Source organism: Limimaricola cinnabarinus LL-001 (genome assembly GCF_000466965.1).
GTDB lineage: Bacteria > Pseudomonadota > Alphaproteobacteria > Rhodobacterales > Rhodobacteraceae > Limimaricola > Limimaricola cinnabarinus.
Genome location: NZ_BATB01000026.1, coordinates 1 through 22311 on the forward strand (window position 1 = coordinate 1; position 22311 = coordinate 22311).

A 22311-nucleotide genomic window follows, 5' to 3' on the forward strand; every position below is an offset into this window, starting at 1 on the left:
GGATCGGGGAGCACCTCAGTCATCTTGGTTTCCTTCAGTTCTAAGTTTGGGCAACGCTTCCGGCGAGGAGGCGATCTTCCGGCGCGGTCAGGCCCGACCCAGGAGCTTGTTGTATTTGGTCAGGAAGAGGTCGCGGCCCTTCATCATTCGCGTGACCCAATCGCCGAGCGTTGCGACCATCATGAACGAACTGCCGCGCTTCGGCCCCAGCGGGACGAGGATCGGGGCCTTCTCGCCCCAGGGGGCATAGGGTTTGATCTCTTCGAGGCGCTTGCCGGCGGCGAGGGACTTCAGCGTTTTCTCCAACCACGGTTTCTGGCGAGATATTCCGACGATGGTCATCGCATCGCCGGCGGCGGCGACATCCCCGGCGGCGAAGACGTTGGGCAGAGTGGACGGGCGGAGATAGCCGTCGACCTTGATGCGACCATCAGCGGCGCGGTCCACGTCCGGCAGAGCGTCGGCCACCGACGTCTGCGCGCGCGACCCCACGGCCGGAACGATCAGGTCAGCCTCGATTTCACGCCCGTTCGACAGGGCGACGGTGCCGCCCTTTGGCCGATCCCGGCCAGGCAAGGTCTGGGCCCGGGCGCCGGTGATGACCTCCACCCCCATCGCCGCGAGCTTGGCGGCCAGCGAGGCGCCGAGCTTCGCGGGAAAGCCTGGGAAGAGCGCCGGGTCGCTGGCGACCAGGGTGACCTTCTTTTCAGGGTGCGCATGGGCGATCTCGCCTGCCAACTCGGTGCCGACCGCCCCTGCGCCGATGATCAGAACCCGGGACGCGTCGCGCAGGGCGGCGTTCCAGTGCGCATTGTCCGCCCGCAAGCCTTCGATGTCGCCCGTCGCGGATTTGAACGGTGCGGAATTCGACGAGCCGGTGGCCAGCACGATGGTGTCGCCCGCAATCTGCGTGCCGTCGGCCAGCGTCACCCCGGTGCCGTCAATCGAAGCGGCCTCGCCCCGGATCACCCGCCCGCGCTTGAGCAGCCCGTCGTAGGGGATCAGCGCCCGGTCCAGCAGCGCCGGGTCGACCATGGCGCGGATCATCGCAGGGGCGTGGGTGAAATGGCTGGCGCGCTCGATCAGGGTGACATCCATCACCGCGTCCAGAGACTTTGCCAGGTCACTGCCCAGGTAGCCGCCACCAACGATGACAAGCTTCGGCTCGCGTGACTTCGGGCTCATGCGGCCTCTCCTTTTTGCGCCTGCTCCGTGACCAGCGCCGAGAGGGCGGCGTCCAGCGCCGCGATGTCCTCGGCGCGGGTGAGCGATGCGGTGTCGGCATTCCAGCTTCGCCCCATGTGCCGATCCCTTGCACGCCACGCAGGTCGGCCCCGAAGAATGGCGCCAGTTGTGCTTGATGGCCCAGCACGCCCGCGCCGGCGCGCGGCCCCGGGGTGGCGGCGAGGAAGACGACCGGCTTGTTCTGCCAGACCTTCATGTCGATCCGGCTCATCCAATCAAAGAGGTTCTTCCAGGCGGACGTGACCGTGCCGTTATGCTCCGCGAAGGAGACCAGCACCGCATCCGCCGCGCCGATCGTGTCAAAGAAGCTCCGGGCAGCCTGCGGGATACCGGACGCACGCTCGCGATCGATGGAGTAGATCGGCATTTCGAAGTCGGTCAGGTTGACAAAGGCGACCTCCGCTTCCTGCGACATCTTGGACTGGAAGCGCGCGGCCGCGAATTCGATCAGGGCGCGGTTGATGGAATTGCTGCTGTTTGTAGCCGCGAAAGCGAGGATTTTCATGGGCCAACTCCGTTCTGATCTTGAAGCAGGGGCAGGATGACTGAACGCCAATCAGGCGCGGCCGAGGTAGGCGGGAATCTGTGCGCGATGGAGGTAGAGGACACCTGCGCTGAGCAGGCCGAGGACGATGGAAGGGACGGCTGACGGACCAAGAACGAGCCAGTGAGCCAGCGCCGCGCCAACCATCGTGGCACCAAGCAGGCCCGCGCCCACGACTTGACGGCCGGGCAGCCAGAGCAGAACCGCACCGGCGATTTCGACGATCCCGGTGAGATACCGGAACCACTGGCCCAGCCCTATCGTGTCGTAGGTTGCGACCATCATCTCGGCACCGGCAAGTTTGGCGGCACCGGCTCCGACGAAGGCTATTGTCAAAAGGACGCGCAGGCCGAGCGAGATGTATTTCATGACGTTCGTTCTCTGTGTTCATGTGTGGGCGGTTGACCCTGTAAGTGCCACCGGTCGGTGATGCGCACCAGATACTGAGTTGCGCATCATATGCGCGTTGATGCGACATCGTTGGACTGCTAACCAGGTCACATGCAACATTGGACGGAACTTCGAACTGCGCTCATGCTCGCCCGCCATGGCACCGTCAGCGCGGCAGCGGAGGCGCTCGGCGTGCATAGGGCCACCGTCAATCGGCACGTCGATACGCTGGAGACGGCGTTCCAGACCCGGCTGTTTCAGCGCCACGCCCGTGGCTATACGCTGACGGAGAGCGGCCAGGAGATGCTGGAGGTTGCCCATCGCGCCGACGAGATGTTCGCCGATCTCGCCGGCCGCAACCGGGGGCGTTCGGGCAGGCTGTCGGGCAAGCTCGTCGTGACTGCCCTCGCGGGCGTCGCACCGCTGATCACGCCGGCGCTGCGGGAGTTCCATTTCGACCACCCGGAGATCGAGCTGGAGTTCACGGCCACGACCAACCTGGCGCGCCTCGAGCACGGCGAGGCGCATGTCGCCTTTCGCGCCGGTGCCAAACCGCAGACCCCGGACTACGTGGTCAAACTGTTCCGCCATGTCCGCTTCGGCCTCTATGCCAGCCGCGATTATGTCCGCAGGCGCGGGGGACCGGACATCGGCAGGCTGGACGGCCACAGCTTCGTCGGCTCGGTGGACGAAACCTCGCGGCTGCCGTTCGTGGGGTGGATGCGGGAAAACCTCAGTGCGGGCACGATGCTGATCAAGGTGACGGACCCGCAGGTTCTCGGCGCGGCCGTCAAGGACGGCATGGGCACCGGGTTCCTCGGCGAGCACGACGCAGCCCGGGACCCGGACCTCATCGAGATCCTGCCCCCGTCAGAAGAATGGTCGGCGCCGATATGGGTTGTCACTCACGCCGACCTTCATCGCACAGAAAAAGTGCAGCGGTTCCTCGAGAAGCTTTGAACCGCAGCTTTGGATTATGCGGTGCTTCGCCCCGAGGGACGCTTAGCTGAGCAGTTCTTTTGCGGCGAGCGAGCAGCCGTCAGGATCAACTGCCGTTCGTCCCGAGATCAAACATCAGTGACGGAGTCCTTGAGCCTCCGCTATGGGCCGCTCATTCCAGTTAGCTGCCGATATTTGAACGGCAGCTTCGTTCCGCCTTGGCAACGGACGCGCGTCTGCTGCGGGCACTCGAAGACGAGAACGCCAAGCTCAAGAAGCTGCTGGCCGAGCAGATGCTCGACAACGCCATCCTGCGGGCTGTCGCGGCAAAAAATGGTAGCGCCCGGCGTCAGGCACTGGCGGTGGATCGATCGAGCGTGCGCTACCGCAGCGTTCGGCCCCGACGGTCGCCATTGGCGCGCCATTGATGGAGTGGATGGCGGACAAAAGCTCGCCCTCGCTATCGGGGCAACGAGTGGCTCGGGAGCTCGACACGCTCATCGCTCGGCGGGGCCAGCCTCTGACCATCGTCAGCGACAACGGGACGAAGTGCACCTCCATGGCCATCCTGGCCTGGAGCCAGCGCACGGCGGTTGGCTGGCATTACATCGCGCCCGGCAAGCCGATGCAGAACGGCTTCGTCGAGAGCTTCAACGGCCGGCTCCGCGACGAGTTGCTCAACGAGGTGCTGTTCTCGACGCTCGGCGATGCCCGGCGTCAAATCCAGGCATGGCAGCTCGATTACAACCTGCACCGCCCCCACTCAGCCTTGGGCAACATCCCTCCCGCCGAATTCGCCATGAAGACAGCACTGGAACAGACGGCCGCATAGCCTCAAATACCACCCACGGATTCTCCGTCAAACCGGAGGAAAGACGGGTCTCAGGTCACTCAGGCACGTGCCCGTCTGAGGCGCAATAGAAAGGGGCGGCCCGAAAGCCGCCCCTTCGACCCTACCATCCGATGCGGAGCGATCAGACCGCCTTGGCGGCCTGCATTCCGGCCCGGCGCGACGACAGTTCCTCGGCCACGAGAAAAGCCAGCTCCAGCGATTGCGAAGCGTTGAGGCGCGGATCGCAGGCGGTGTGATAGCGGTCCGACAGATCCTCGTCGGTCACGGCGCGGACGCCGCCGGTGCATTCGGTCACGTCGGCGCCGGTCATCTCGAAATGCACGCCACCGGGGATCGTGCCCTCGGCGTTGTGCACACCGAAGAACTCGCGCACCTCGCGCAGCACGCTCTCGAAGGGGCGCGTCTTGTAGCCCGAGGAGGATTTGATGGTGTTGCCATGCATCGGATCGCACGACCACGTCACCTTGGCACCCTCTTCCTGCACCGCCTTGATCAGGCGCGGCAGATGCTCGCCCACGGAGCCCGCGCCAAAGCGCGCGATCAGGGTCAGGCGACCCTCTTCGTTGAGCGGGTTGAGCTTGGCCATCAGCGCCTTCAGATGCCCGGTGGTCATCGAGGGCCCGCATTTCAGGCCGATCGGGTTCTGCACGCCGCTGGCGAACTCGACATGCGCGCCGTCGGGCTGACGGGTGCGGTCGCCGATCCAGATCATGTGACCCGACCCCGCGAGCCACTTGCCCGAGGTGGAATCCACGCGGGTCAGCGCCTCTTCGTACTCCAAGAGCAGCGCCTCGTGCGAGGTGAAGAACTCCACCGTCTGCAGCGCATGCGCGGCCTCGTCACGGATGCCGGCGGCCTCCATGAAGTCGAGCGCATCGGTGATGCGGTTGGCCATGTCGCGGTACTTCTCGGCCTCGGGCGCGCCGATGAAACCCAGCGTCCAGGCGTGGACCTTGTGCACGTCGGCATAGCCGCCGGTGGAGAAGGCGCGCAGCAGGTTCAGCGTGCCCGCGGCCTGCGTGTAGGCCTGCAACATTCGTTCGGGGTCGGGAATCCGGGCTTCGGGGGTGAAATCGAAGCCGTTGATGATGTCGCCGCGGTAGCTCGGCAACTCGACGCCATTCGCGGTTTCGGTCGGCGCGGAGCGCGGCTTGGCGAACTGGCCGGCCATGCGACCCACCTTCACCACCGGCACCTTGGCGCCGAAGGTCAGCACCACCGCCATCTGCAGCATCACCTTGAAGGTGTCACGGATATGGTCGGCGTTGAAGGCGGCGAAGCTCTCGGCGCAGTCGCCGCCCTGCAGCAGAAACGCCTCGCCGCGCCCGGCGGCGGCGAGCTTGGCGCGCAGGCGGCGCGCCTCGCCCGCGAAGACCAGCGGCGGATAGGAGGCAAGACGCGCCTCGACGGCGGAGAGACGCTCCGCGTCGGTATAATCGGGCATCTGCACCCGCGGCTTGGCGCGCCAGTCGGCCTTTTTCCACTCGGTCATGGTCATCGCTCCAATGGAGGCTTCGGGAATATCGGCGGTCTCTATAGCGCGCATGGGCGGGCGGGCCAACGCGAAATGCCGCGTCGCGGCCATATCATGGGTCGGTTTGCCCGCCGCGTCGCCGCTGTCGGGCGCACTTGATGCGGGCGAGCAAACCTGTTTCGGTCCTGGGCAACCGTGGCACGCCGCCACGGGTCAGGCCGGGCGCGACATGACAGACGACACCACGATCTCCCTTGGCTCAGGCGATCCGGGCCGCCCGCGGCGCTTCGTCTTCGTGCTGCTGCCGAATTTCACCATGCTGTGTTTCGCCTGCGCGGTCGAGGCGCTTCGGATCGCCAACCGCATGGCGGGCCGCGAGATCTATAGCTGGACGCTAGCGGGCGATGGCGGCGAGACAGCGATCTGCTCGAACGGCACGGTGTTCAAGCTCGACATGGATCTCGACGAGCTGACACGCGACGACACGGTGATGCTTTGCGGCGGTCTCGACGTGCAGTCGGCGAGCACCAAGCGGATGCTGAACTGGATCAGGCGCGAGGCGCGGCGCGGCGCGGTGATGGCCGGGCTGTGCACCGCCGGTTATACGCTGGCCAAGGCGGGTCTGCTCGACGGCAAGAAGGCGACGATCCATTGGGAGAACCAGGACAGTTTCGCCGAGGAGTTCGAGGAGGTGACGCTCACCCGGTCGGTCTTCGTGGTCGATGGCAACCGGATCACCACGGCGGGCGGTACCGCCTCGATCGACCTGATGCTCAAGCTCATTGCCGACGATCATGGCGAGGATCTCGCCAACGCGGTGGCCGATCAGCTCATCTATTCGTCGATCCGCACCGATCAGGATACGCAGCGCCTGTCGACGCCGACCCGGATGGGCGTGCGCCACCCCAAGCTCGCGCAGGTCATCAAGGCCATGGAAAAGGCGATCGAGGAGCCGATCAGCCCGGCCATTCTGGCCGAGCGCACCGGCATGTCGACGCGTCAGCTCGAACGGCTGTTCCGCCGCTATCTCAACCGCAGCCCCAAGCGATACTACATGGAGTTGCGCCTGAGCCGTGCGCGCAACCTTCTGATGCAGACCGACATGAGCGTGATCAACGTGGCGCTGGCCTGCGGTTTCGCCTCACCCTCGCACTTCTCCAAATGCTACCGCGCGCATTACCAGACCACGCCCTACCGCGAACGCGGCAGCCACGGCGCGCGCCTTGCCCCGCAGTAGCTTTGGCCGGTCGAAAGCGTCGGCGACTCGGACCGGAACGGTGCGTCGTTCTCCTTACGGCAGGCTTGCGCAACCACTTTCTTTTCGCATGAGCGACGTCTAGCGTGCCTGTATAAAAATCAATCGTCAGGGAGACGAACATGAAGAAACTGCTGCTGGCTTCCGCCGCGACCGCGCTCGTCGCGGGCTCCGCCATGGCCGAAAGCCACATGGGTCCGGTCAAGATCGGCATCATTCTCGGCTTCACCGGCCCGCTCGAGTCGATCACGCCCGACATGGCTGGCGGCGCGGAGCTGGCGATCAACGAAGTCAACGAATCCGGCGCCTTCATGGACGGTGCTACGATCGAGGCCGTGCGCGCGGATTCCACCTGTATCGACAGCGCCGCCGCGACCGCCGCGGCCGAGCGCCTGATCACCAATGACGGCGTCGCCGGCATCATGGGCGCCGACTGTTCGGGTGTCACCGGCGCGATCTTGCAGAACGTCGCGCGCGCCAACGGCGTGGTGATGATCTCGCCCTCTGCCACCTCGCCCGCCCTGTCGGAAGCCGAGGATGACGGGCTGTTCTTCCGCACCGCGCCCTCCGACGCCCGTCAGGGCGAGATCATGTCCAAAGTCATCATGGACCGTGGCATCGATGAGGTCGCGCTCACCTACACCAACAACGATTACGGCAAGGGTCTCGCCGACAGCTTCCAGAAGGCCTTCGAGGCCGATGGCGGCTCGGTGACCATCTCGGCGGCGCATGAGGACGGCAAGGCCGACTACTCCGCCGAGGTCGGCGCGCTGGCCTCCGCCGGTGGCGCGGCGCTCGTGGTGGCGGGCTACACCGATCAGGGCGGCAAGGGCATCATTCAGGCCTCGGTCGACTCGGGCGCGTTCGACACCTTCGTACTGCCCGACGGCATGATCGGCCAGCAGATCGTCGACGATCTCGGCTCGGCGCTCGACGGCTCCTTCGGCCAGCTTCCGGGCTCGGACAGCGAAGGCTCGGCCATCTTTCAGGAAATGGCGACCGAGGCGGGCATCGACCCGACCGGCGTCTATACCGGAGAGAGCTACGACGCCGCCGCGCTGCTGATCCTCGCCATGGCGAAGGCGGGCTCGACCTCGGCCGCCGATTACGCGGGCGAGATCATGGACATCGCCAACGCCCCGGGCGAGCAGATCCTGCCCGGCGACCTGGCCAAGGCGCTTGAGCTGATCGAGGCCGGCGAGGAGATCGACTATGTCGGCGCCACCGCCGTGGAACTGGTCGAGCCGGGCGAGAGCGCTGGCACCTTCAAGGAGATCGAGATCAAGGACGGTGCCATCGAAACCGTCGGCTTCCGCTGATCCAAGCCGCGCCGTGCCCCTCGGGGCGCGGCGCATTCCTCAACAAGAACATGGCCCAGACCCCCGAAACTTCGGGGAAACCGGGTCGATCGGGGACCAGATGATCACTGTCGAGAACCTTCACCGCCACTTCGGCGGTTTTCACGCCGTGGACGGCGCCAGCCTGCGGATCGAGACCGGCTCGATTACCGGGCTCATCGGCCCGAATGGCGCAGGAAAGACAACGCTTTTCAATGTTATAGCCGGCAGACTTCCACCGACGTCGGGGCGCGTCACCATGGATGGCGAAGACATCACCGGCCTGCCGCCGCACGAGCTTTTCAGCAAGGGTCTGCTGCGCACCTTCCAGATCGCGCATGAGTTCTCCTCGATGACGGTGCGCGAGAACCTGATGATGGTGCCCGAGGGCCAGCATGGCGAGACGCTTTGGAACGCTTGGTTCGGACGGGGCAAGATCGCGGCGCAGGAACGGGAGCTTGCGAAGAAGGCCGACGAGGTTCTTGATTTCCTGACGATTTCCCATCTCGCCGATGAGCGCGCGGGCAATCTTTCGGGCGGCCAGAAAAAGCTTCTGGAGTTGGGCCGCACGATGATGGTGGACGCCAAGATCGTGTTCCTCGATGAGGTCGGCGCCGGCGTGAACCGCACGCTTCTCAACACCATCGGCGACGCCATCGTGCGGCTCAACAAGGAGCGCGGCTACACCTTCTGCGTGATCGAGCACGACATGGATTTCATCGGTCGGCTCTGCGACCCGGTGATCGTCATGGCCGAGGGCAAGGTTCTGGCCCAGGCTCCGCCGACAGCATCATGAAGAACGAGGCGGTGATCGAGGCCTATCTCGGCACCGGTCTCAAGAACAAGACCGTCGGGGAGACGGCATGAGAGGACGAAATTTGCGCAATTCAGGAAAGATGAACCGCCATGTCTGAGCCGCATCTGATCGGCGAGGCGATGACCGGCGGCTATGGGCGCGGCGCGGACATCCTGCATGGCTGCACGCTGTCGGTCGACAAGGGCCGGATCGCGGTGATCGTCGGCCCCAACGGCGCCGGCAAATCGACCGCGATGAAGGCGGTGTTCGGCATGCTGAACCTGCGGTCGGGCTCCGTTCGCATCGGTGGCGAGGACATCACCGCCCTCTCACCGCAGGACCGCGTCGCCAAGGGCATGGCCTTCGTGCCGCAGACCTCGAACATCTTCCCGTCGATGACTGTCGAGGAAAACCTCGAAATGGGGGCGTTCTTGCGCCGCGACGACATCCGCCCGACGATGGAGCAGATCTACGACCTGTTCCCGATCCTGCGCGACAAGCGTCGGCAGGCCGCGGGAGAGCTGTCGGGTGGCCAGCGCCAGCAGGTCGCCGTGGGCCGCGCGCTGATGACGCAGCCTTCGGTGCTCATGCTCGACGAGCCGACGGCGGGCGTGTCGCCCATCGTCATGGACGAACTGTTCGATCGGATCATCGAGGTCGCCCGCGCCGGCATTACCATCCTGATGGTCGAACAGAACGCGCGTCAGGCGCTCGAGATCGCCGATACCGGCTATGTCCTCGTGCAGGGCGCCAACGCCTATACCGGCACCGGGGCCGAGCTTCTGGCCGATCCGGAGGTGCGCCGCACCTTCCTGGGAGGCTGAGATGAAATCTCTGATCCTTATGATCGCCGCCCTGCCCGCTCCGGCCTTCGCCGAAGGCGCGCGGATCGTGTTCGACTGCCGGACCCTGACGCGCTGCGACGCCGCCGGGTCCTGCGACGTCGCGACCGATCCGCACCGCTTCACCTTTGCGCCGCTGGCGCGCGGCACCGACGAGATCGACCTCTACGAGGTGAGCTATGACGAGGTGACGGCCAAGGCCGAGGCCCCGGCGGGGCTGCGCCAATTCTCATGGAGCGAGGGCGAGGCCGACCGGCAGACCCTGCTTCTCAACGACGACACACATGCGACATGGCACCGGCTGCGCGAGAACGACGCGGGCAACACCGAGATCGCCTTCCTGCGCTGCGAGGTGCTGCAATGACCGATCTTCTGAACGCGATCGTCGCGCTGTCGAACTTCGTTCTGGTGCCGGGGGCCGCCTATGGCGCGCAGCTGGCGCTCGGCGCTTTGGGCGTGACGCTGATCTACGGCATCCTGCGGTTTTCCAACTTCGCCCATGGCGACACCATGGCCTTCGGCACGATGGCGACGATCCTCGTCACATGGGGGCTGCAATCCATCGGCATCAGCTTCGGCTTCCTGCCGACGGCCCTCATCGCCTTGCCCATCGGCATCGCCATCACCGGTCTGCTGCTTCTGGGCACAGACCGGGTGATCTACCGCTTCTACCGCAAGCAGAAGGCCGCGCCCGTCGTCCTCGTCATCGTGTCGATCGGCGTGATGTTCGTGATGAACGGCCTCGTGCGCTTCATCATCGGCGTCGGCGACATCAACTTCGCCGATGGCGCGCGTTTCGTCATCAACGCGCGCGAGTTCAAGGAGATGACCGGCCTCGACGAGGGTCTCGCCATCCGCTCCACCACACTGATCACGCTGGTCACGGCGGCGATCGCGGTGGCGCTGCTGTTCTGGTTTCTTAACAGGACGCGCACCGGCAAGTCGATGCGCGCCTTTTCCGACAACGAGGATCTGGCGCTGCTGTCGGGCATCAACCCCGAGCGCGTGGTTGCCGTCACATGGCTCATCGTCGCCGCACTCGCGACCACCGCCGGCGTGCTCTACGGCCTCGACAAGTCGTTCAAGGCCTTCACCTACTTCCAGCTGCTGCTGCCGATCTTCGCCGCCGCCATCGTCGGCGGCCTCGGCAACCCGCTAGGCGCCATCGCGGGCGGCTTCGTGATCGCCTTTTCCGAGGTGCTGGTCACCTATGCTTGGAAGAAGGTGCTTGAATACCTGCTGCCCGAGAATCTCGAGCCGTCGAGCCTCGTGCAGCTTCTCTCCACCGACTACAAATTCGCCGTGAGCTTCGCGATCCTGATCATCGTGCTGCTGTTCAAGCCCACCGGCCTCTTCAAGGGACAGTCCGTATGACCGCGCGTGGCTATCTACTCTATGCCGGAATGGCGCTGCTGGTCGTCCTCACCGGCATGTTCCAGGGCTGGAACCTAGCGCTGACGATCCTCAACATGGGGCTGATCTCGGCGATCATGAGCTTGGGCGTGAACCTGCAATGGGGGTTCGCCGGGCTCTTCAACGTCGGCGTCATGGGCTTCGTGGCGCTGGGCGGTCTTGCCGCCGTGCTGGTGTCGCAGCCGCCCGTGGCCGAGGGCTGGAACGCGGGCGGCCTGCGGCTCTTGGGCGCGCTGGCGCTGGGTGCCGCCGTGCTGGTCGCGGCGGTGCAGATCTGGAAGCGCAAGATCGGCGGGCGGATGCGCACTCTGGTGATGCTGGCGCTGCTGATCGGCGGCTTCTTCCTGTTTCGCGCGGCGCTCGACCCGGCGGTCGAGGCGATCGAGGCGATCAATCCTTCGCTTTCGGGCTATCTCGGGGGCTTGGGCCTACCGATCATCGTGGCGTGGCCCGTGGGCGGCCTGCTGGCCGCCGGGGCCGCGTGGATCATCGGCAAGGCGGCGCTGGGCCTGCGCTCGGACTACCTCGCCATCGCGACGCTGGGCATCGCCGAGATCGTGATCGCGGTTCTCAAGAACGAGGACTGGCTGTCGCGCGGCGTGAAGAACGTGGTCGGCCTGCCCCGTCCCGTGCCCTACGAGGTCGACCTGCAGCGCGATGCGGGCTTCGTCGAGCGTGCGGCGAATTACGGGCTCGATCCGGTCACCGCCTCGACGCTCTGGGTCAAGATCCTTTATGCGGGGCTCTTCACCGTCGTGCTGGTGATCATCCTGTGGCTGGCGCAGCGGGCGCTCGCTTCGCCATGGGGCCGGATGATGCGCGCGATCCGCGACAACGAGGTCGCAGCCAGCGCAATGGGCAAGAACGTCACCGCGCGGCACCTGCAGGTGTTCATCCTCGGCTCGGCCGTCTGCGGCATCGCGGGCGCGATGATGACCACGCTCGACGGTCAGCTCACCCCCGGCTCCTATCAGCCGCTGCGCTTCACCTTCCTCGTCTGGGTGATGGTGATCGTCGGTGGATCGGGCAACAATTACGGGGCGGTGCTGGGCGGTTTCCTGATCTGGTGGCTGTGGGTGATGGTCGAGCCGCTGGGCCTGTGGACCATGGACCTGATCACCTCGGGCATGGCCGCCGACAGCTGGCTGCGCGGGCATCTCACGGACTCGGCGGCGCAGATGCGGCTGATGACCATGGGGGTGATCCTGCTCGCGGTGCTGCGCTTCAGCCCCAAGGGCCTCATGCCCGAACGCTGAGCGACGCGTCCGGGGACAAAGGTAAAGGGCGGCGACCGGATATGGTCGCCGCCCTTTTTCATGCGCCGGGCGATGAGGCTCAGAGCAGCGTGCGCTCGATCACCCACCAGATGCCCACCAGCGCGATCGCGGCCGAGGCCGGGACCGCGATGACGCGGCGATACCACGGCTTGCGCCAAGCCCAGCCCACCGCGAGAAAGGCCAGCGCGATCACCGTGAGCTGGCCCAGCTCCACCCCGATGTTGAAGCCGATGAGCGCGGGCACGAAAGCCCCTTCCGGCAGGCCGAATTCGCCCAAGACGCTGGCAAAGCCGAGCCCGTGCAGCAGGCCGAAGCCAAACACGATCACCGGCCGCCAGAGGCCCAGATGCGGGAACACGATGTTCTCGATCGCGACGAAGGCGATCGAGGCTGCGATCAGCGGCTCCACGATGGCGGCGGGCACCGACACGTAACCCAAGGCCGCCAGCGCCAGCGTCACCGTATGCGCCAGCGTGAAGGCCGAGACCTGCCACAGCAGCGGCCGCAGCCGGGCGGCGAGGAAGAACAGGCCCAGCACGAACAGGATATGGTCCAGCCCTTTGGGCAGGATGTGGTCGAAGCCCACGGGGATGTAGTTGACGAGGCTGGCCCAAGACCCGGCCTGGTCGCCACCGCCAAGGCGGATCGGATCCGAGAGCGTGCCCGCCTCGAGATAGCCATCATAGGGCTTTTCCACCCCCTGCTGGCGCAGCACCAGCGTGCCGAAGGCGGCATCCCAGCCGACCTGCACGGTTTCGGCCCCCTCGGGCAACGGCGCCGAGAAGGACAGCCGGGCCGGACGAGGCAGCGACAGGTCACCCGGCTCGGGGATCTCCACCCCATCGAGTTCGGGCGTCACGGCCGCCCCGTCGACGAGGATCTCGATCCGCGACGCCATCTCGGGCCAGAAGGCCCGGAACCGCGCCTCCATGGCCTCGGCGTCGAGTGCGCGCAACGTGTCGTAGGTTTCGGCTTCGGGTGCTGCATTGGTATCGGTCACGGCACCAAGGTCGATCCCGGCGACATAGCCTTCGAGGGGTGCCTCGACCGCGAAGGTCAGACGGTCGCCCTGCCGCTCCATGTCGGCGATCGCGGGCAGCACTTCATGCGCCCGCGCCAGCATTGCCCATGATGCAAGAATGCTTGACAGCAGCAGGGCGAGAGCCACTCTCGCCCCCAACCCAAGGAGCCCGTGCATGCGTGTTATTTCCATCTGCCTCGCCTTGTTGTCCACGCCCGTCGCGGCGCATGAATATTGGATCGAACCGCTCGATTGGCAGATCGGCGCGAACGATAAGGTGCAGGCCCGGCTTGTCAACGGATCGGACTTCGTCGGCATCGAGTTCGCCTTTCTGCCCGATCGTTTTACCCGCTTCGACCTGATTTCGAATGGCCGGGCGGTTCCTGTGACCGGGCGGCTCGGATCCCGCCCGGCCCTCGACAAGAAGGCCCCCGCCGAGGGTCTCGTGGTCGCGGCCTATGTCTCGACCCTGAACCTGCTGACCTATGACGACCGTGAGACATTCGAGAAATTCATCGCCGAAAAGGATCTTGGCGCGGTGGTGCAGGCCCGTGGAGATCAGTCAAAAGACGTCCCCACCGAGGTCTTCACGCGCTATTCCAAGGCGCTGATCGGCGTCGGCGACTCCGAAGGCAGCGACAGTCACCTCGGCCTCGCGGTCGAGCTGGTGGCGCTCGACAACCCGTATACCGACGATCTTTCCGACGGGCTGCGAGTGCAGTCGTACCAAGCCGACACCCCGCGCGCCGACACGCAGATCGAGCTGTTCTCGCGCGATCCCGAGGGCGAGGTGGAGTTGACGCTGCACCGCACCGATGCCGAAGGCGTGGCGGTGCTGCCGGTCGAGCCGGGGCATGATTACCTCGTCAGCGCCGTGGTGCTGCGGGCGCCGGACAGATCCATAGCGGCGGCCACGGGTGCCGTGTGGGAAAGCCTCTGGGCGGCGCTGACCTTTGCCGTCCCCGATTGACCGGGGCGCGGGGCTGCGGCAGACCGGAGCCCATGAACAAGCCACCTGACATCCTGTGCATCGGCTCCGTGCTGTGGGACGTGATCGGCCGCACGGCGAGCCACATGCGCGTGGGCTCGGACGTGCCCGGCCGCATCCACCGCCTGCCTGGCGGAGTCGCGATGAACATCGCGATGACGCTGGTGCGTTTCGGCCTGCGTCCGGCGCTGCTGAGCGCGCTGGGCCGCGACGTCGAGGGCGACGAGTTGGCCGCCGAGGCGGCGCGCATGGGCATGGAGGTCGAGCATCTCTATCGCTCGGACGACCTGCCCACCGACATCTACATGGCGATCGAGGGCGCCAACGGCCTCATCGCGCGATCGCGACGCGCATTCGCTCGAACAGGCGGGTGACAAGATCCTGCGCCCCTTGGATGACGGGCGGCTGGGCTCGGCCGACGCTCCTTGGGCGGGACTCGTGGCGCTTGACGGCAACCTCACGACCGAGCTTCTGGCGCAGATCGCCCGATCGCCGCTGTTCGCGCGCGCCGATCTGCGCGTGGCCCCCGCCAGCCCCGGCAAGGCCGAGCGGCTCCTGGCGTTGATGGGCCACCCGACGGCGACGCTCTATGTCAATCTCGAGGAGGCCGGGCTGCTGTGCCATGCCGCCTTCGAAAGCTCCGACGCCGCGGCCCGCGCGCTGGTGGCGCGCGGCGCGCACCGGGCGCTGGTCACCGATGGCGGCCGTGCCGCGACCGTGGCCACGGCGCACGACGTGTTCACCCAGACCCCGCCGGAGGTGCTCGTCACCCGGGTCACCGGCGCGGGCGACACCTTCATGGCGGCGCATATCGCGTCCGAGGCCGAGGGCATGGCACCCGAGGCCGCGCTCGCGCGCGCGCTCACCGCCGCCGCCACCTACGTATCCGGAGACAACCCGCTGTGATCGATATCCAATATTCGCCCGAGGTCGCCGAGGCGCGCGCCGAAGGCCGCCCGCTCGTCGCGCTCGAAAGCACGATCATCACCCACGGCATGCCGTTTCCGCAGAACGTCGAAACGGCGCGCCGCGTCGAGGCCGAGATCCGCGCCCATGGCGCCGTGCCCGCCACCATCGCGGTGCTAGAGGGGCGGCTGCATGTCGGCCTGACCGACAACCAACTCGACCGGTTGGGGCAGGCACGCGACGTGGCCAAGCTGTCGCGCGCCGATTTCGCCGCCTGCCTTGCGCGTGGCGGCGACGGCGCGACCACGGTGGCCGCGACGATGATTGCGGCGAGGCTTGCGGGGATCGAGGTCTTCGCGACGGGCGGGATCGGCGGCGTGCATCGCGGCGCAGAGGACAGCTTCGACATTTCGGCCGATCTGCACGAGCTGGCCAAGACGCCGGTGACCGTCGTCGCGGCGGGCGCCAAGGCGATCCTCGACCTGCCCAAAACCTTCGAGGTGCTGGAGACGCTGGGCGTGCCGGTCATCGCCTATGGGCAAGACATGCTGCCCGCTTTCTGGTCGGCCACCTCCGACATGCCCGCGCCGCTGCGCATGGACAGCGCCGCCGCGATCGCCGCCGCCGCCCGGATGCGCGCGGCGATGGGGCTCGATAGTGGCCAGCTCGTCGCCAACCCGATCCCCGCCGAGGCCGAGATCCCGGCCGAGGAGCTGCGCCCGGTGATCGAACAGGCGCTGGCCGAGGCCGAGGCGCAGGGCATCGCCGCCAAGGCCGTGACGCCCTTCCTGCTGGGCCGGATCTTAGAGCTGACCGGGGGCCGCTCGCTCGAGAGCAACATTGCGCTGGTGCTCAACAACGCGCGGCTCGGCGCGGCCATCGCCGTCGAGCTGGGCAAGACGCGCAGCTAGGCCTAGTCCCGGCCCCGGCATGTGCGTGCCCCATTGCCGGGGCACGTGCGCGCGCCTAGATAGGCTGTAGCCTCGACGCGCAAAGGACGAGCCCGCCCGTGACCCGCCCGCCGATCCTGCCGCCGTACCCAGACGAGCCGCCGCGTCGCCGCCGCCTCATCGGCATTCTGCGCAACAACTTCATCGCGGGCGTCGTGGTGATCGCGCCGATCGGCCTGACCGTCTGGCTGATCTGGACTTTGGTAGGCTGGATCGATGGCTGGGTCCTGCCATTCGTGCCGAACCGGTTCAATCCCGAGCAGTATATCGGAATCAACCTGCGCGGTGTCGGCGTCATCTTCTTCATCCTGTTCACCTTTCTGGTGGGCGCTTTGGCCAAGGGATTTGTCGGGCGCAGCCTGTTGCGGATGGGCGAAAGCCTCGTGGCCCGGATGCCGGTGGTGCGCTCGGTCTATTCGGGGCTCAAGCAGATCGCGGAGACGGTCTTCGCGCAGAGCGAGACCAGCTTCGATCAAGCCTGCCTGATCGAATATCCACGCAAGGGGTTGTGGGCGCTGGCCTTCATCTCCACCTCGGCCAAGGGCGAGGTGGCGCGCCGCCTGCCGGGCGGCGAGGATATCGTCACGGTGTTTCTGCCGACCACGCCCAACCCGACCTCGGGCTTTCTGCTGTTCCTGCCGCGCTCGGAAGTCACCGTGCTCGACATGTCGGTCGAGGATGCGGCCAAGCTGGTGATCTCGGCGGGCCTCGTGACGCCCCCCGACCATCTGCGGCCCGGAAGCGTGGACGCCTCGGCGCTGCGCACCGGCACGGCCGGGCGCTGAGGCGCGATCAGGAGAACATCGCGCGCAGATCGACGGTGTCGCGCTGGCCCAGATCCTGCTTGTGATCGATGAGAAAGCGGTCCATCGCAGCTTCACCGGCGGCGCGCAGCCGCGCGAGGATCACTGGCGCGGGAATCGCCTTGGTCGCGATGTTGAGATCGTTCATCAGCGCGTCGTCGCCGACCATGTGGATCAGCACCCGCTTCATCGCGCCTTCGGGCAGCGTATGACCGTCGAGCAGTCGGCGCACGAAATCCACCGCGCGAAGCTCTCGCAGGAGCGATGAGTTGAAGCTGATCTCGTTGATCCGGTTCTGGATCGACGGGCTGTCGCCGGGAACGTCCTCGCGGTAGAGCGGATTGATGTTCACGATCAGAACATCGGCTGGCAAATCCTTGTTATATAACGGAAAAAGCGCCGGGTTTCCCGTATATCCCCCGTCCCAATAGGCCTCGCGCCGGCCGGTCGCCGGGTCGTCGATCTCAACCGCTCGGAACAACGTCGGCAAGCAGGCCGAGGCAAGGATCGCCTTCGGCCCGAGGGCCTCGCCCGAGAACACGCGGATCTTGCCCGAACGCACATTCGTCGCGCCCACGAAAAGCGCGGGGCCGCCGGGTCCGCGCACCGCGTCGAAGGAGATCTCGTTAAGGATCCGCTCCAGCGGATTGCGCAGGAGCGAGCTGTAGGCATAGGGCGAAAACGCCCGCGTTGTCATGTCGAAGATCTTGAAGCTCGGCGACATCTCGATCGCGCGAGCCAGAGCCGGAGCGGTGGGCGCCAGCGCAGCGATCCAGTCCGACCAGCGGGCATCGGTGATCGCCCCCACACGGGCCCAGAACCACGCGAGAGAGGCGCGCGCGCCGCGGCGCCCGTCTTGCGCCCAGCCCGCCTTGAATGCCACCGCGTTCATCGCCCCCGCCGAGGTGCCCGAGATCGCGGCGATCTCGATGTCCTCCTCATCCAGAAGCCGGTCCAGCGCCCCCCAGGTGAAAGCGCCATGCGCGCCGCCGCCCTGAAGTGCGAGGCTGAGCCGGATCACAGCGCGGTCCAGCCGCCATCGACGCTGATCGTGGTGCCGGTGATCTGCGTCGCGGCGTCGGAGCATAGGAAGATGGCTGTGCCGCCGAGCTGTTCGGTGGTGGCGAACTCCTTGGAAGGTTGGCGCTCCAGCATCACCTCGCGGATCACCGTGTCGCGATCCATGCCATGGGTCTTCATCTGATCGGGGATCTGCGACTCGACCAGCGGCGTCAGCACGTAGCCGGGCAGATCGCGTTGGCGGTGATCGGCTCGCGCGCGGTCTCGAGCGCGGTCACCTTGGTCAGGCCGACGATGCCGTGCTTGGCGGCGACATAGGCGGATTTGAACGGGGAGGCGGTGAGGCCATGGGCGCTGGCGATGTTGATCACCCGGCCCCAGCCCGCCTCGCGCATCATCGGCAACGCGACGGCGGTGGTGTGAAAGGCCGAGCTGAGGTTGATGGCGATGATCGCGTCCCACTTGGCGGTAGGAAAGCGCTCGATCGGCGCGACATGCTGAACCCCGGCATTGTTGATCAGGATGTCGCAGCGCCCCGCCGTCTCGACCAGAGCGCGAGCGGCGTCGCTGTCGGAGAGATCTGCCGCGATGTAGCGCGCCTTGACGCCATGCGCGTCGGCAATTTCCTGCGCAAGCGCATGGTCCTCATCGCGATCCGTGAAGGAGTTGAGGACGACATCGGCGCCCGCCCGCGCCAGCTCGCGCGCCACTCCCAGTCCGATTCCCGAGTTCGAACCCGTGATGATCGCGGTCTTGCCCTTGAGCTGCATCGTCGCCGTCCTTCTTGATGACATCTGCCATGGAATGTGGGGTATGGCAGTGGAAAAGCGAAGCGTTATCTCCCGCAACCCCTTGATAAGCGTGAGATGGTTCGATAGCGCTCGGCCTATCGGCTTACAGCTTCATCAGTCTTGTCGCCTCCATGGCCTCAAAAAAAAACGCCCGCACGAGGCGGGCGCTGAGTTATGAGGCAGGTTTCATACAGGCAAGAAACCTATCGAGCAGTGAGTCTCTTATAAGCCTTTCCCTGCCGTCCTCCAAGCTAAAAGTTTGATAAAGAACAGGGGGGGCTATACGGTTTTCTTCAACTACAAATCTGGTCAGAAAACCGAACCGACAGGGGCTCCTTTCAAGATGACACGATCCATGACCACACTGCTTCAAGGTGGCGTCTTCATGCTGCTTTGCGGCACGACCGCGTTGCAGGCCGAGCCATCGCACGGAATCGCCATGTATGGAGAACCCGCACTGCCGGAAGGGTTTACCGCCCTGCCCTATGCCAATCCCGACGCGCCGACCGGGGGCCGCATGGCCACGGCGGAGGTCGGCGGCTTCGACAGCCTCAACCCCTATATCCTGAAGGGGTCTGTCCCGTGGCAGCTCAGCTACCTGATCGGCGAGAGCCTGATGGGCCGCACCCTCGATGAGCCCTTCTCTCTCTATGGCTTGTTGGCCGAATCGGTCGAGACGAGCCCCGAGCGCGATTGGGTCGAGTTCACCCTGCATCCTGACGCTGCCTTCTCCGACGGCAGCCCGGTCACCGTCGAGGACGTGATCTGGTCCTTCGAGACGCTCGGCACCGAGGGTCACCCGCGCTATCTAGGGTTCTGGGAAAAGGTCGAAAGCATCGAGGAGACCGGCGAGCGCAAGGTCCGGCTCACCTTCAACACCCCCGACCGCGAATTGGCACTGCTCGCGGGCATGCGACCGATCCTGAAAAAGGCGCAGTGGGAGGGCAAGGACTTTGCCGAGAGCGGGCTCGACACCATCCCGATCACCTCGGCACCCTACGTGATCGACGATTTCGAGGCGGGCCGCTTCATCGCGCTCAAGCGCGACCCCGACTACTGGGGCGCCGATATCCCGTTCCGGCGCGGCACCAACGTGCTCGACGAGATCCGGCTCGAATTCTTCGGCGACGAGACGGCGGCCTTCGAGGCCTTCAAGACCGGTGAAACCGATTTCACCCGCGAATTCAACGTCGCGCGGTGGGAAAGCCAATATGACTTCCCGCGCGTGCGCTCGGGCGAGGTGGTGCTTGAGGAGCTGCCGCACGGCCGTCCCTCGGGCATGACCGGCTTTGTGATGAACAGCCGCAAGCCGGTGTTCGAGGATTGGCGCGTAAGACAGGCCATGATCGAGGCGTTCAACTTCGAGTTCATCAACGACGCGATGACCGGCGGCGCACAGCCGCGCATCACCTCGTATTTCTCGAACTCGCCGCTCGGCATGGACGAAGGCCCGGCCGAGGGCCGCGTCAAGGAATTCCTGATGCGCTGGGAGGACGACCTGCTGCCCGGCGCGCTCGAAGGCTATGCCCTCCCCGTCAGTGACGGCTCGGAGCGCAACCGCAAGGGCACGGCGGCCGCGCTGGCGCTGCTGTCGAGCGCGGGCTGGGTGATCCAGAACGGGGTGCTGACCAACGAGTCGACCGGCGAGCCTTTCGCCTTCGACATCCTGCTCGAGACCGGCAGCTCCGAGAACGCGTCGATCATCGACATGTATGTGCAGGCGCTCGAGCGGATCGGCGTGACGCCGACCATCACCACGGTCGACAGCGCCCAGTTCAAGGAGCGCACCGACGCCTACGATTTCGACATGACCTACTTCCGCCGCGGCCTGTCGCTCAGCCCCGGCAACGAGCAATACGCCTATTGGGGGGCCGAGGCCGCCGGGACGCCGGGCGGGCGCAACGCCATGGGCGTGCAGAGCCCTGCCGTCGACGGGCTGATCGACCTGCTGCTCACCTCCGAGAGCCAAAACGATTTCGTCGCCGCGACCAAGGCGCTCGACCGGGTGCTGACGACGGGGCGCTACGTGATCCCGATCTACCAGTGGAACATCAGCCGCATTGCCTATGACGCCGACCTGCACCACCCCGAGACCATCCCGGTCTTCGGCGACTGGCCCGGCTGGCAGCCTGACGTCTGGTGGCACGAAGAGGCGGCAGAGGGCACCGAGGACGCCGCGGATGCGCCTGATACCGCCAGCGAAGCGGAGAGCGCCCAGTGAGGCGCTGCGCGCTCGTGCTGGCGCTCTTGGGCCTCGTTGCGGCCTGTACGCCGGTCAAGGTCGTCGGCAACGCCGCTGTCGGCACCGCGCAGCTCGGTCTCGGGGTCGTCGATATGGCGATCTGAGCCGGGGGTCCCTCACGATCCGACCCGATGGTCGGGGCGACCTTCCGCAGGGGGCGGACCGGAACCCGGTCCGCCCCCTTTCCGTTGCCGCCATGAAGCATCGGGCAGCATGAGGAGACCCGCGATGAAATGGAGCCATGTGGCCAAGCACTGGCACGCTTTCGTGCCCAACATCCTGACGCAGTGGCCGGATCTCGACAGCGACGAGGTCGAGGCCACCGAAGGGGAGCTGGGCCCGTTCCTCGATCATATGTGCGAGGTGACCGGCATGAGCCGCGAAGACGCGCGCGACGAGGTCTCGGAATGGCTCGAGGGCACGGACCCGGCCGACGCGGTGATGGACGAGACCCGCGACAACGAACGGATTATCGCCTCGGCCCGGTCGATGCATCCCGGCGAGGACGTGTTCAGCGACGACGCCGAATTCGGCGATGACGACAGCAAGGACGGGCGCGACAGCTGAGCGCGCGGCTCACTCGAGCGACGTGACCCATAGGATCGTCGCGTCCTCGGGGCTGGTCGAGATCACGTTGTGGCCCATCGCGGCGTCGTAATAGGCGCTGTCGCCACGCTTCATCTCGACCGGCTCGTAAAACTCGGTCAGTAGCCGGATCGTGCCGGTGAGCACGTAGAGGAATTCCTCCCCGTCGTGTCGCACCCAGCCATCGAACTCCTCAAAGGCGCGCGCCTGATCCGGGCGCGGTAAGGCAGCATCTTCTTGGCCCTGATACCTTCGGCCAGAAGCTTGTGCTCGTAAGTCGCGGTGATCTGCCCCGTACCCTCGCCTGCGCGGGTCGTCACCATGCGGCCCAGTACCCGATCGCGGCGCGGCGGGGTGAACAGCTGCGGCACGGTGATGCCCAAGCCCTGCGCCAGCTTCTTGAGCGCGTCATAGGTCGGCGACATCTGCCCGTTCTCGATCTTCGAAAGCGTCGAGCGCGCGAGACCTGCATGCCCCGCCGCCTGTTCGAGCGTCCAGCCCTGCGCCTGACGCAGCTCACGCACGCGCGGCCCGAGATCGAGCGGAGGGGCGGTTTCGGAGGTGCCGTTCTCGCGCGCGATGCGGATCAGGGCGCCGGGACGGGTGTCTGGGTCGGGCATGCGCCGACATATACGCGAGG

Annotated in this window: 20 protein-coding genes and 5 pseudogenes; 17 read left to right on the forward strand and 8 right to left on the reverse strand. The window is 66.1% G+C overall.

What is annotated here, in order from left to right:
• Positions 1-87: 87 nt before the first annotated feature.
• From MBELCI_RS10115 to MBELCI_RS10125, 3 genes are read right to left on the reverse strand one after another with little or no spacing between them, the layout of a single operon-like run.
• The gene (locus MBELCI_RS10115) at positions 88-1185 is read right to left on the reverse strand and encodes an NAD(P)/FAD-dependent oxidoreductase (RefSeq protein ID WP_045319995.1); all 1098 of its coding nucleotides are present in this window, start codon (positions 1183-1185) and stop codon (positions 88-90) included.
• Positions 1124-1750, reverse strand: a complete 627-nt coding sequence (locus MBELCI_RS10120; protein ID WP_021694101.1) for an NADPH-dependent FMN reductase — start codon at positions 1748-1750, stop codon at positions 1124-1126. The genes MBELCI_RS10115 and MBELCI_RS10120 overlap by 62 nt, the downstream gene beginning before the upstream one ends.
• A gap of 51 nt (positions 1751-1801) precedes the next feature.
• Positions 1802-2158 carry a DoxX family protein gene (locus MBELCI_RS10125; RefSeq protein ID WP_021694102.1) on the reverse strand — a complete coding sequence of 119 codons (357 nt, stop codon included), beginning with the start codon at positions 2156-2158 and terminating at the stop codon, positions 1802-1804.
• A 132-nt stretch (positions 2159-2290) separates the two neighbouring features.
• On the opposite strand from MBELCI_RS10125, the gene MBELCI_RS10130 reads away from it, so the two are divergent.
• From MBELCI_RS10130 to MBELCI_RS22950, 3 genes and pseudogenes are all read left to right on the forward strand, one after another.
• Complete coding sequence (locus MBELCI_RS10130; protein WP_045319996.1) at positions 2291-3139, forward strand: LysR family transcriptional regulator; 849 nt, start codon at positions 2291-2293, stop codon at positions 3137-3139.
• Between the two features lie 197 nt (positions 3140-3336).
• A complete protein-coding gene (locus tag MBELCI_RS22945) occupies positions 3337-3546 on the forward strand; it encodes a hypothetical protein (protein WP_021694104.1) in 210 nt (69 codons plus the stop codon).
• 26 nt (positions 3547-3572) lie between these two features.
• Positions 3573-3950 (forward strand): annotated as a pseudogene (locus MBELCI_RS22950) (integrase core domain-containing protein); the annotation flags it as partial.
• Positions 3951-4092: 142 nt separating this feature from the next.
• Here MBELCI_RS22950 and MBELCI_RS10145 read toward each other — a convergent pair.
• Positions 4093-5463 (reverse strand): class II 3-deoxy-7-phosphoheptulonate synthase, encoded by a 1371-nt coding sequence (locus tag MBELCI_RS10145; protein WP_045319997.1) that lies wholly within the window; start codon positions 5461-5463, stop codon positions 4093-4095.
• Positions 5464-5674: 211 nt separating this feature from the next.
• On the opposite strand from MBELCI_RS10145, the gene MBELCI_RS10150 reads away from it, so the two are divergent.
• From MBELCI_RS10150 to MBELCI_RS10180, 7 genes and pseudogenes are all read left to right on the forward strand, one after another.
• Positions 5675-6682, forward strand: coding sequence for a GlxA family transcriptional regulator (locus tag MBELCI_RS10150; RefSeq protein WP_021694107.1), 1008 nt, complete (start codon positions 5675-5677; stop codon positions 6680-6682).
• A gap of 140 nt (positions 6683-6822) precedes the next feature.
• A complete protein-coding gene (locus MBELCI_RS10155) occupies positions 6823-8019 on the forward strand; it encodes an ABC transporter substrate-binding protein (protein ID WP_021694108.1) in 1197 nt (398 codons plus the stop codon).
• Positions 8020-8119: 100 nt separating this feature from the next.
• Positions 8120-8904, forward strand: a pseudogene (locus tag MBELCI_RS10160) (ABC transporter ATP-binding protein).
• 39 nt (positions 8905-8943) lie between these two features.
• Complete coding sequence (locus MBELCI_RS10165; protein WP_021694110.1) at positions 8944-9657, forward strand: ABC transporter ATP-binding protein; 714 nt, start codon at positions 8944-8946, stop codon at positions 9655-9657.
• 1 nt (position 9658) lies between these two features.
• Positions 9659-10039, forward strand: a complete 381-nt coding sequence (locus MBELCI_RS10170) for a hypothetical protein (RefSeq protein ID WP_021694111.1) — start codon at positions 9659-9661, stop codon at positions 10037-10039.
• A complete protein-coding gene (locus tag MBELCI_RS10175) occupies positions 10036-11049 on the forward strand; it encodes a branched-chain amino acid ABC transporter permease (protein WP_021694112.1) in 1014 nt (337 codons plus the stop codon). Before MBELCI_RS10170 ends, MBELCI_RS10175 begins: the two co-directional genes overlap by 4 nt.
• Positions 11046-12344 (forward strand): branched-chain amino acid ABC transporter permease, encoded by a 1299-nt coding sequence (locus tag MBELCI_RS10180; protein WP_021694113.1) that lies wholly within the window; start codon positions 11046-11048, stop codon positions 12342-12344. The genes MBELCI_RS10175 and MBELCI_RS10180 overlap by 4 nt, the downstream gene beginning before the upstream one ends.
• A 79-nt stretch (positions 12345-12423) precedes the next feature.
• Here the strand turns inward: MBELCI_RS10180 and MBELCI_RS10185 are convergent, their stop codons facing one another.
• Complete coding sequence (locus MBELCI_RS10185; RefSeq protein ID WP_081698550.1) at positions 12424-13533, reverse strand: HupE/UreJ family protein; 1110 nt, start codon at positions 13531-13533, stop codon at positions 12424-12426.
• Positions 13534-13561: 28 nt separating this feature from the next.
• Here MBELCI_RS10185 and MBELCI_RS10190 point away from each other — a divergent pair, with 28 nt between their 5' ends.
• The 4 genes and pseudogenes from MBELCI_RS10190 to MBELCI_RS10205 all read left to right on the forward strand — a co-directional run bounded on the left by MBELCI_RS10190 (position 13562) and on the right by MBELCI_RS10205 (position 17015).
• Positions 13562-14356 (forward strand): DUF4198 domain-containing protein, encoded by a 795-nt coding sequence (locus MBELCI_RS10190; RefSeq protein WP_021694115.1) that lies wholly within the window; start codon positions 13562-13564, stop codon positions 14354-14356.
• A 32-nt stretch (positions 14357-14388) separates the two neighbouring features.
• Positions 14389-15280, forward strand: a pseudogene (locus MBELCI_RS10195) (carbohydrate kinase family protein).
• Positions 15277-16191, forward strand: a complete 915-nt coding sequence (locus tag MBELCI_RS10200) for a pseudouridine-5'-phosphate glycosidase (RefSeq protein WP_021694117.1) — start codon at positions 15277-15279, stop codon at positions 16189-16191. Before MBELCI_RS10195 ends, MBELCI_RS10200 begins: the two are co-directional and overlap by 4 nt.
• A gap of 98 nt (positions 16192-16289) precedes the next feature.
• Entirely contained in the window at positions 16290-17015 is a 726-nt protein-coding gene (locus MBELCI_RS10205; protein ID WP_021694118.1) for a DUF502 domain-containing protein, read from the forward strand.
• A gap of 7 nt (positions 17016-17022) precedes the next feature.
• On the opposite strand, the gene MBELCI_RS10210 is transcribed toward MBELCI_RS10205, so the two are convergent.
• Both MBELCI_RS10210 and MBELCI_RS10215 read right to left on the reverse strand, forming a co-directional pair.
• Positions 17023-18054, reverse strand: a complete 1032-nt coding sequence (locus tag MBELCI_RS10210) for a patatin-like phospholipase family protein (RefSeq protein WP_045319998.1) — start codon at positions 18052-18054, stop codon at positions 17023-17025.
• Positions 18051-18823, reverse strand: a pseudogene (locus MBELCI_RS10215) (3-hydroxybutyrate dehydrogenase). The gene MBELCI_RS10210 and the pseudogene MBELCI_RS10215 overlap by 4 nt, the downstream one beginning before the upstream one ends.
• Positions 18824-19199: 376 nt before the next feature.
• On the opposite strand from MBELCI_RS10215, the gene MBELCI_RS10220 reads away from it, so the two are divergent.
• The 3 genes from MBELCI_RS10220 (at position 19200) to MBELCI_RS10225 (ending at position 21653) form a co-directional block, all read left to right on the forward strand.
• On the forward strand, positions 19200-21065 hold the full coding sequence (locus MBELCI_RS10220; RefSeq protein ID WP_021694121.1) for an extracellular solute-binding protein: 1866 nt from the start codon (positions 19200-19202) through the stop codon (positions 21063-21065).
• Positions 21062-21190 (forward strand): hypothetical protein, encoded by a 129-nt coding sequence (locus tag MBELCI_RS22280; RefSeq protein ID WP_021694122.1) that lies wholly within the window; start codon positions 21062-21064, stop codon positions 21188-21190. Before MBELCI_RS10220 ends, MBELCI_RS22280 begins: the two co-directional genes overlap by 4 nt.
• A 124-nt stretch (positions 21191-21314) precedes the next feature.
• Complete coding sequence (locus tag MBELCI_RS10225) at positions 21315-21653, forward strand: hypothetical protein (protein ID WP_021694123.1); 339 nt, start codon at positions 21315-21317, stop codon at positions 21651-21653.
• A gap of 9 nt (positions 21654-21662) precedes the next feature.
• On the opposite strand, the pseudogene MBELCI_RS10230 reads toward MBELCI_RS10225, so the two are convergent.
• Positions 21663-22291: pseudogene (locus MBELCI_RS10230) on the reverse strand (helix-turn-helix domain-containing protein).
• Positions 22292-22311 lie beyond the last annotated feature (20 nt).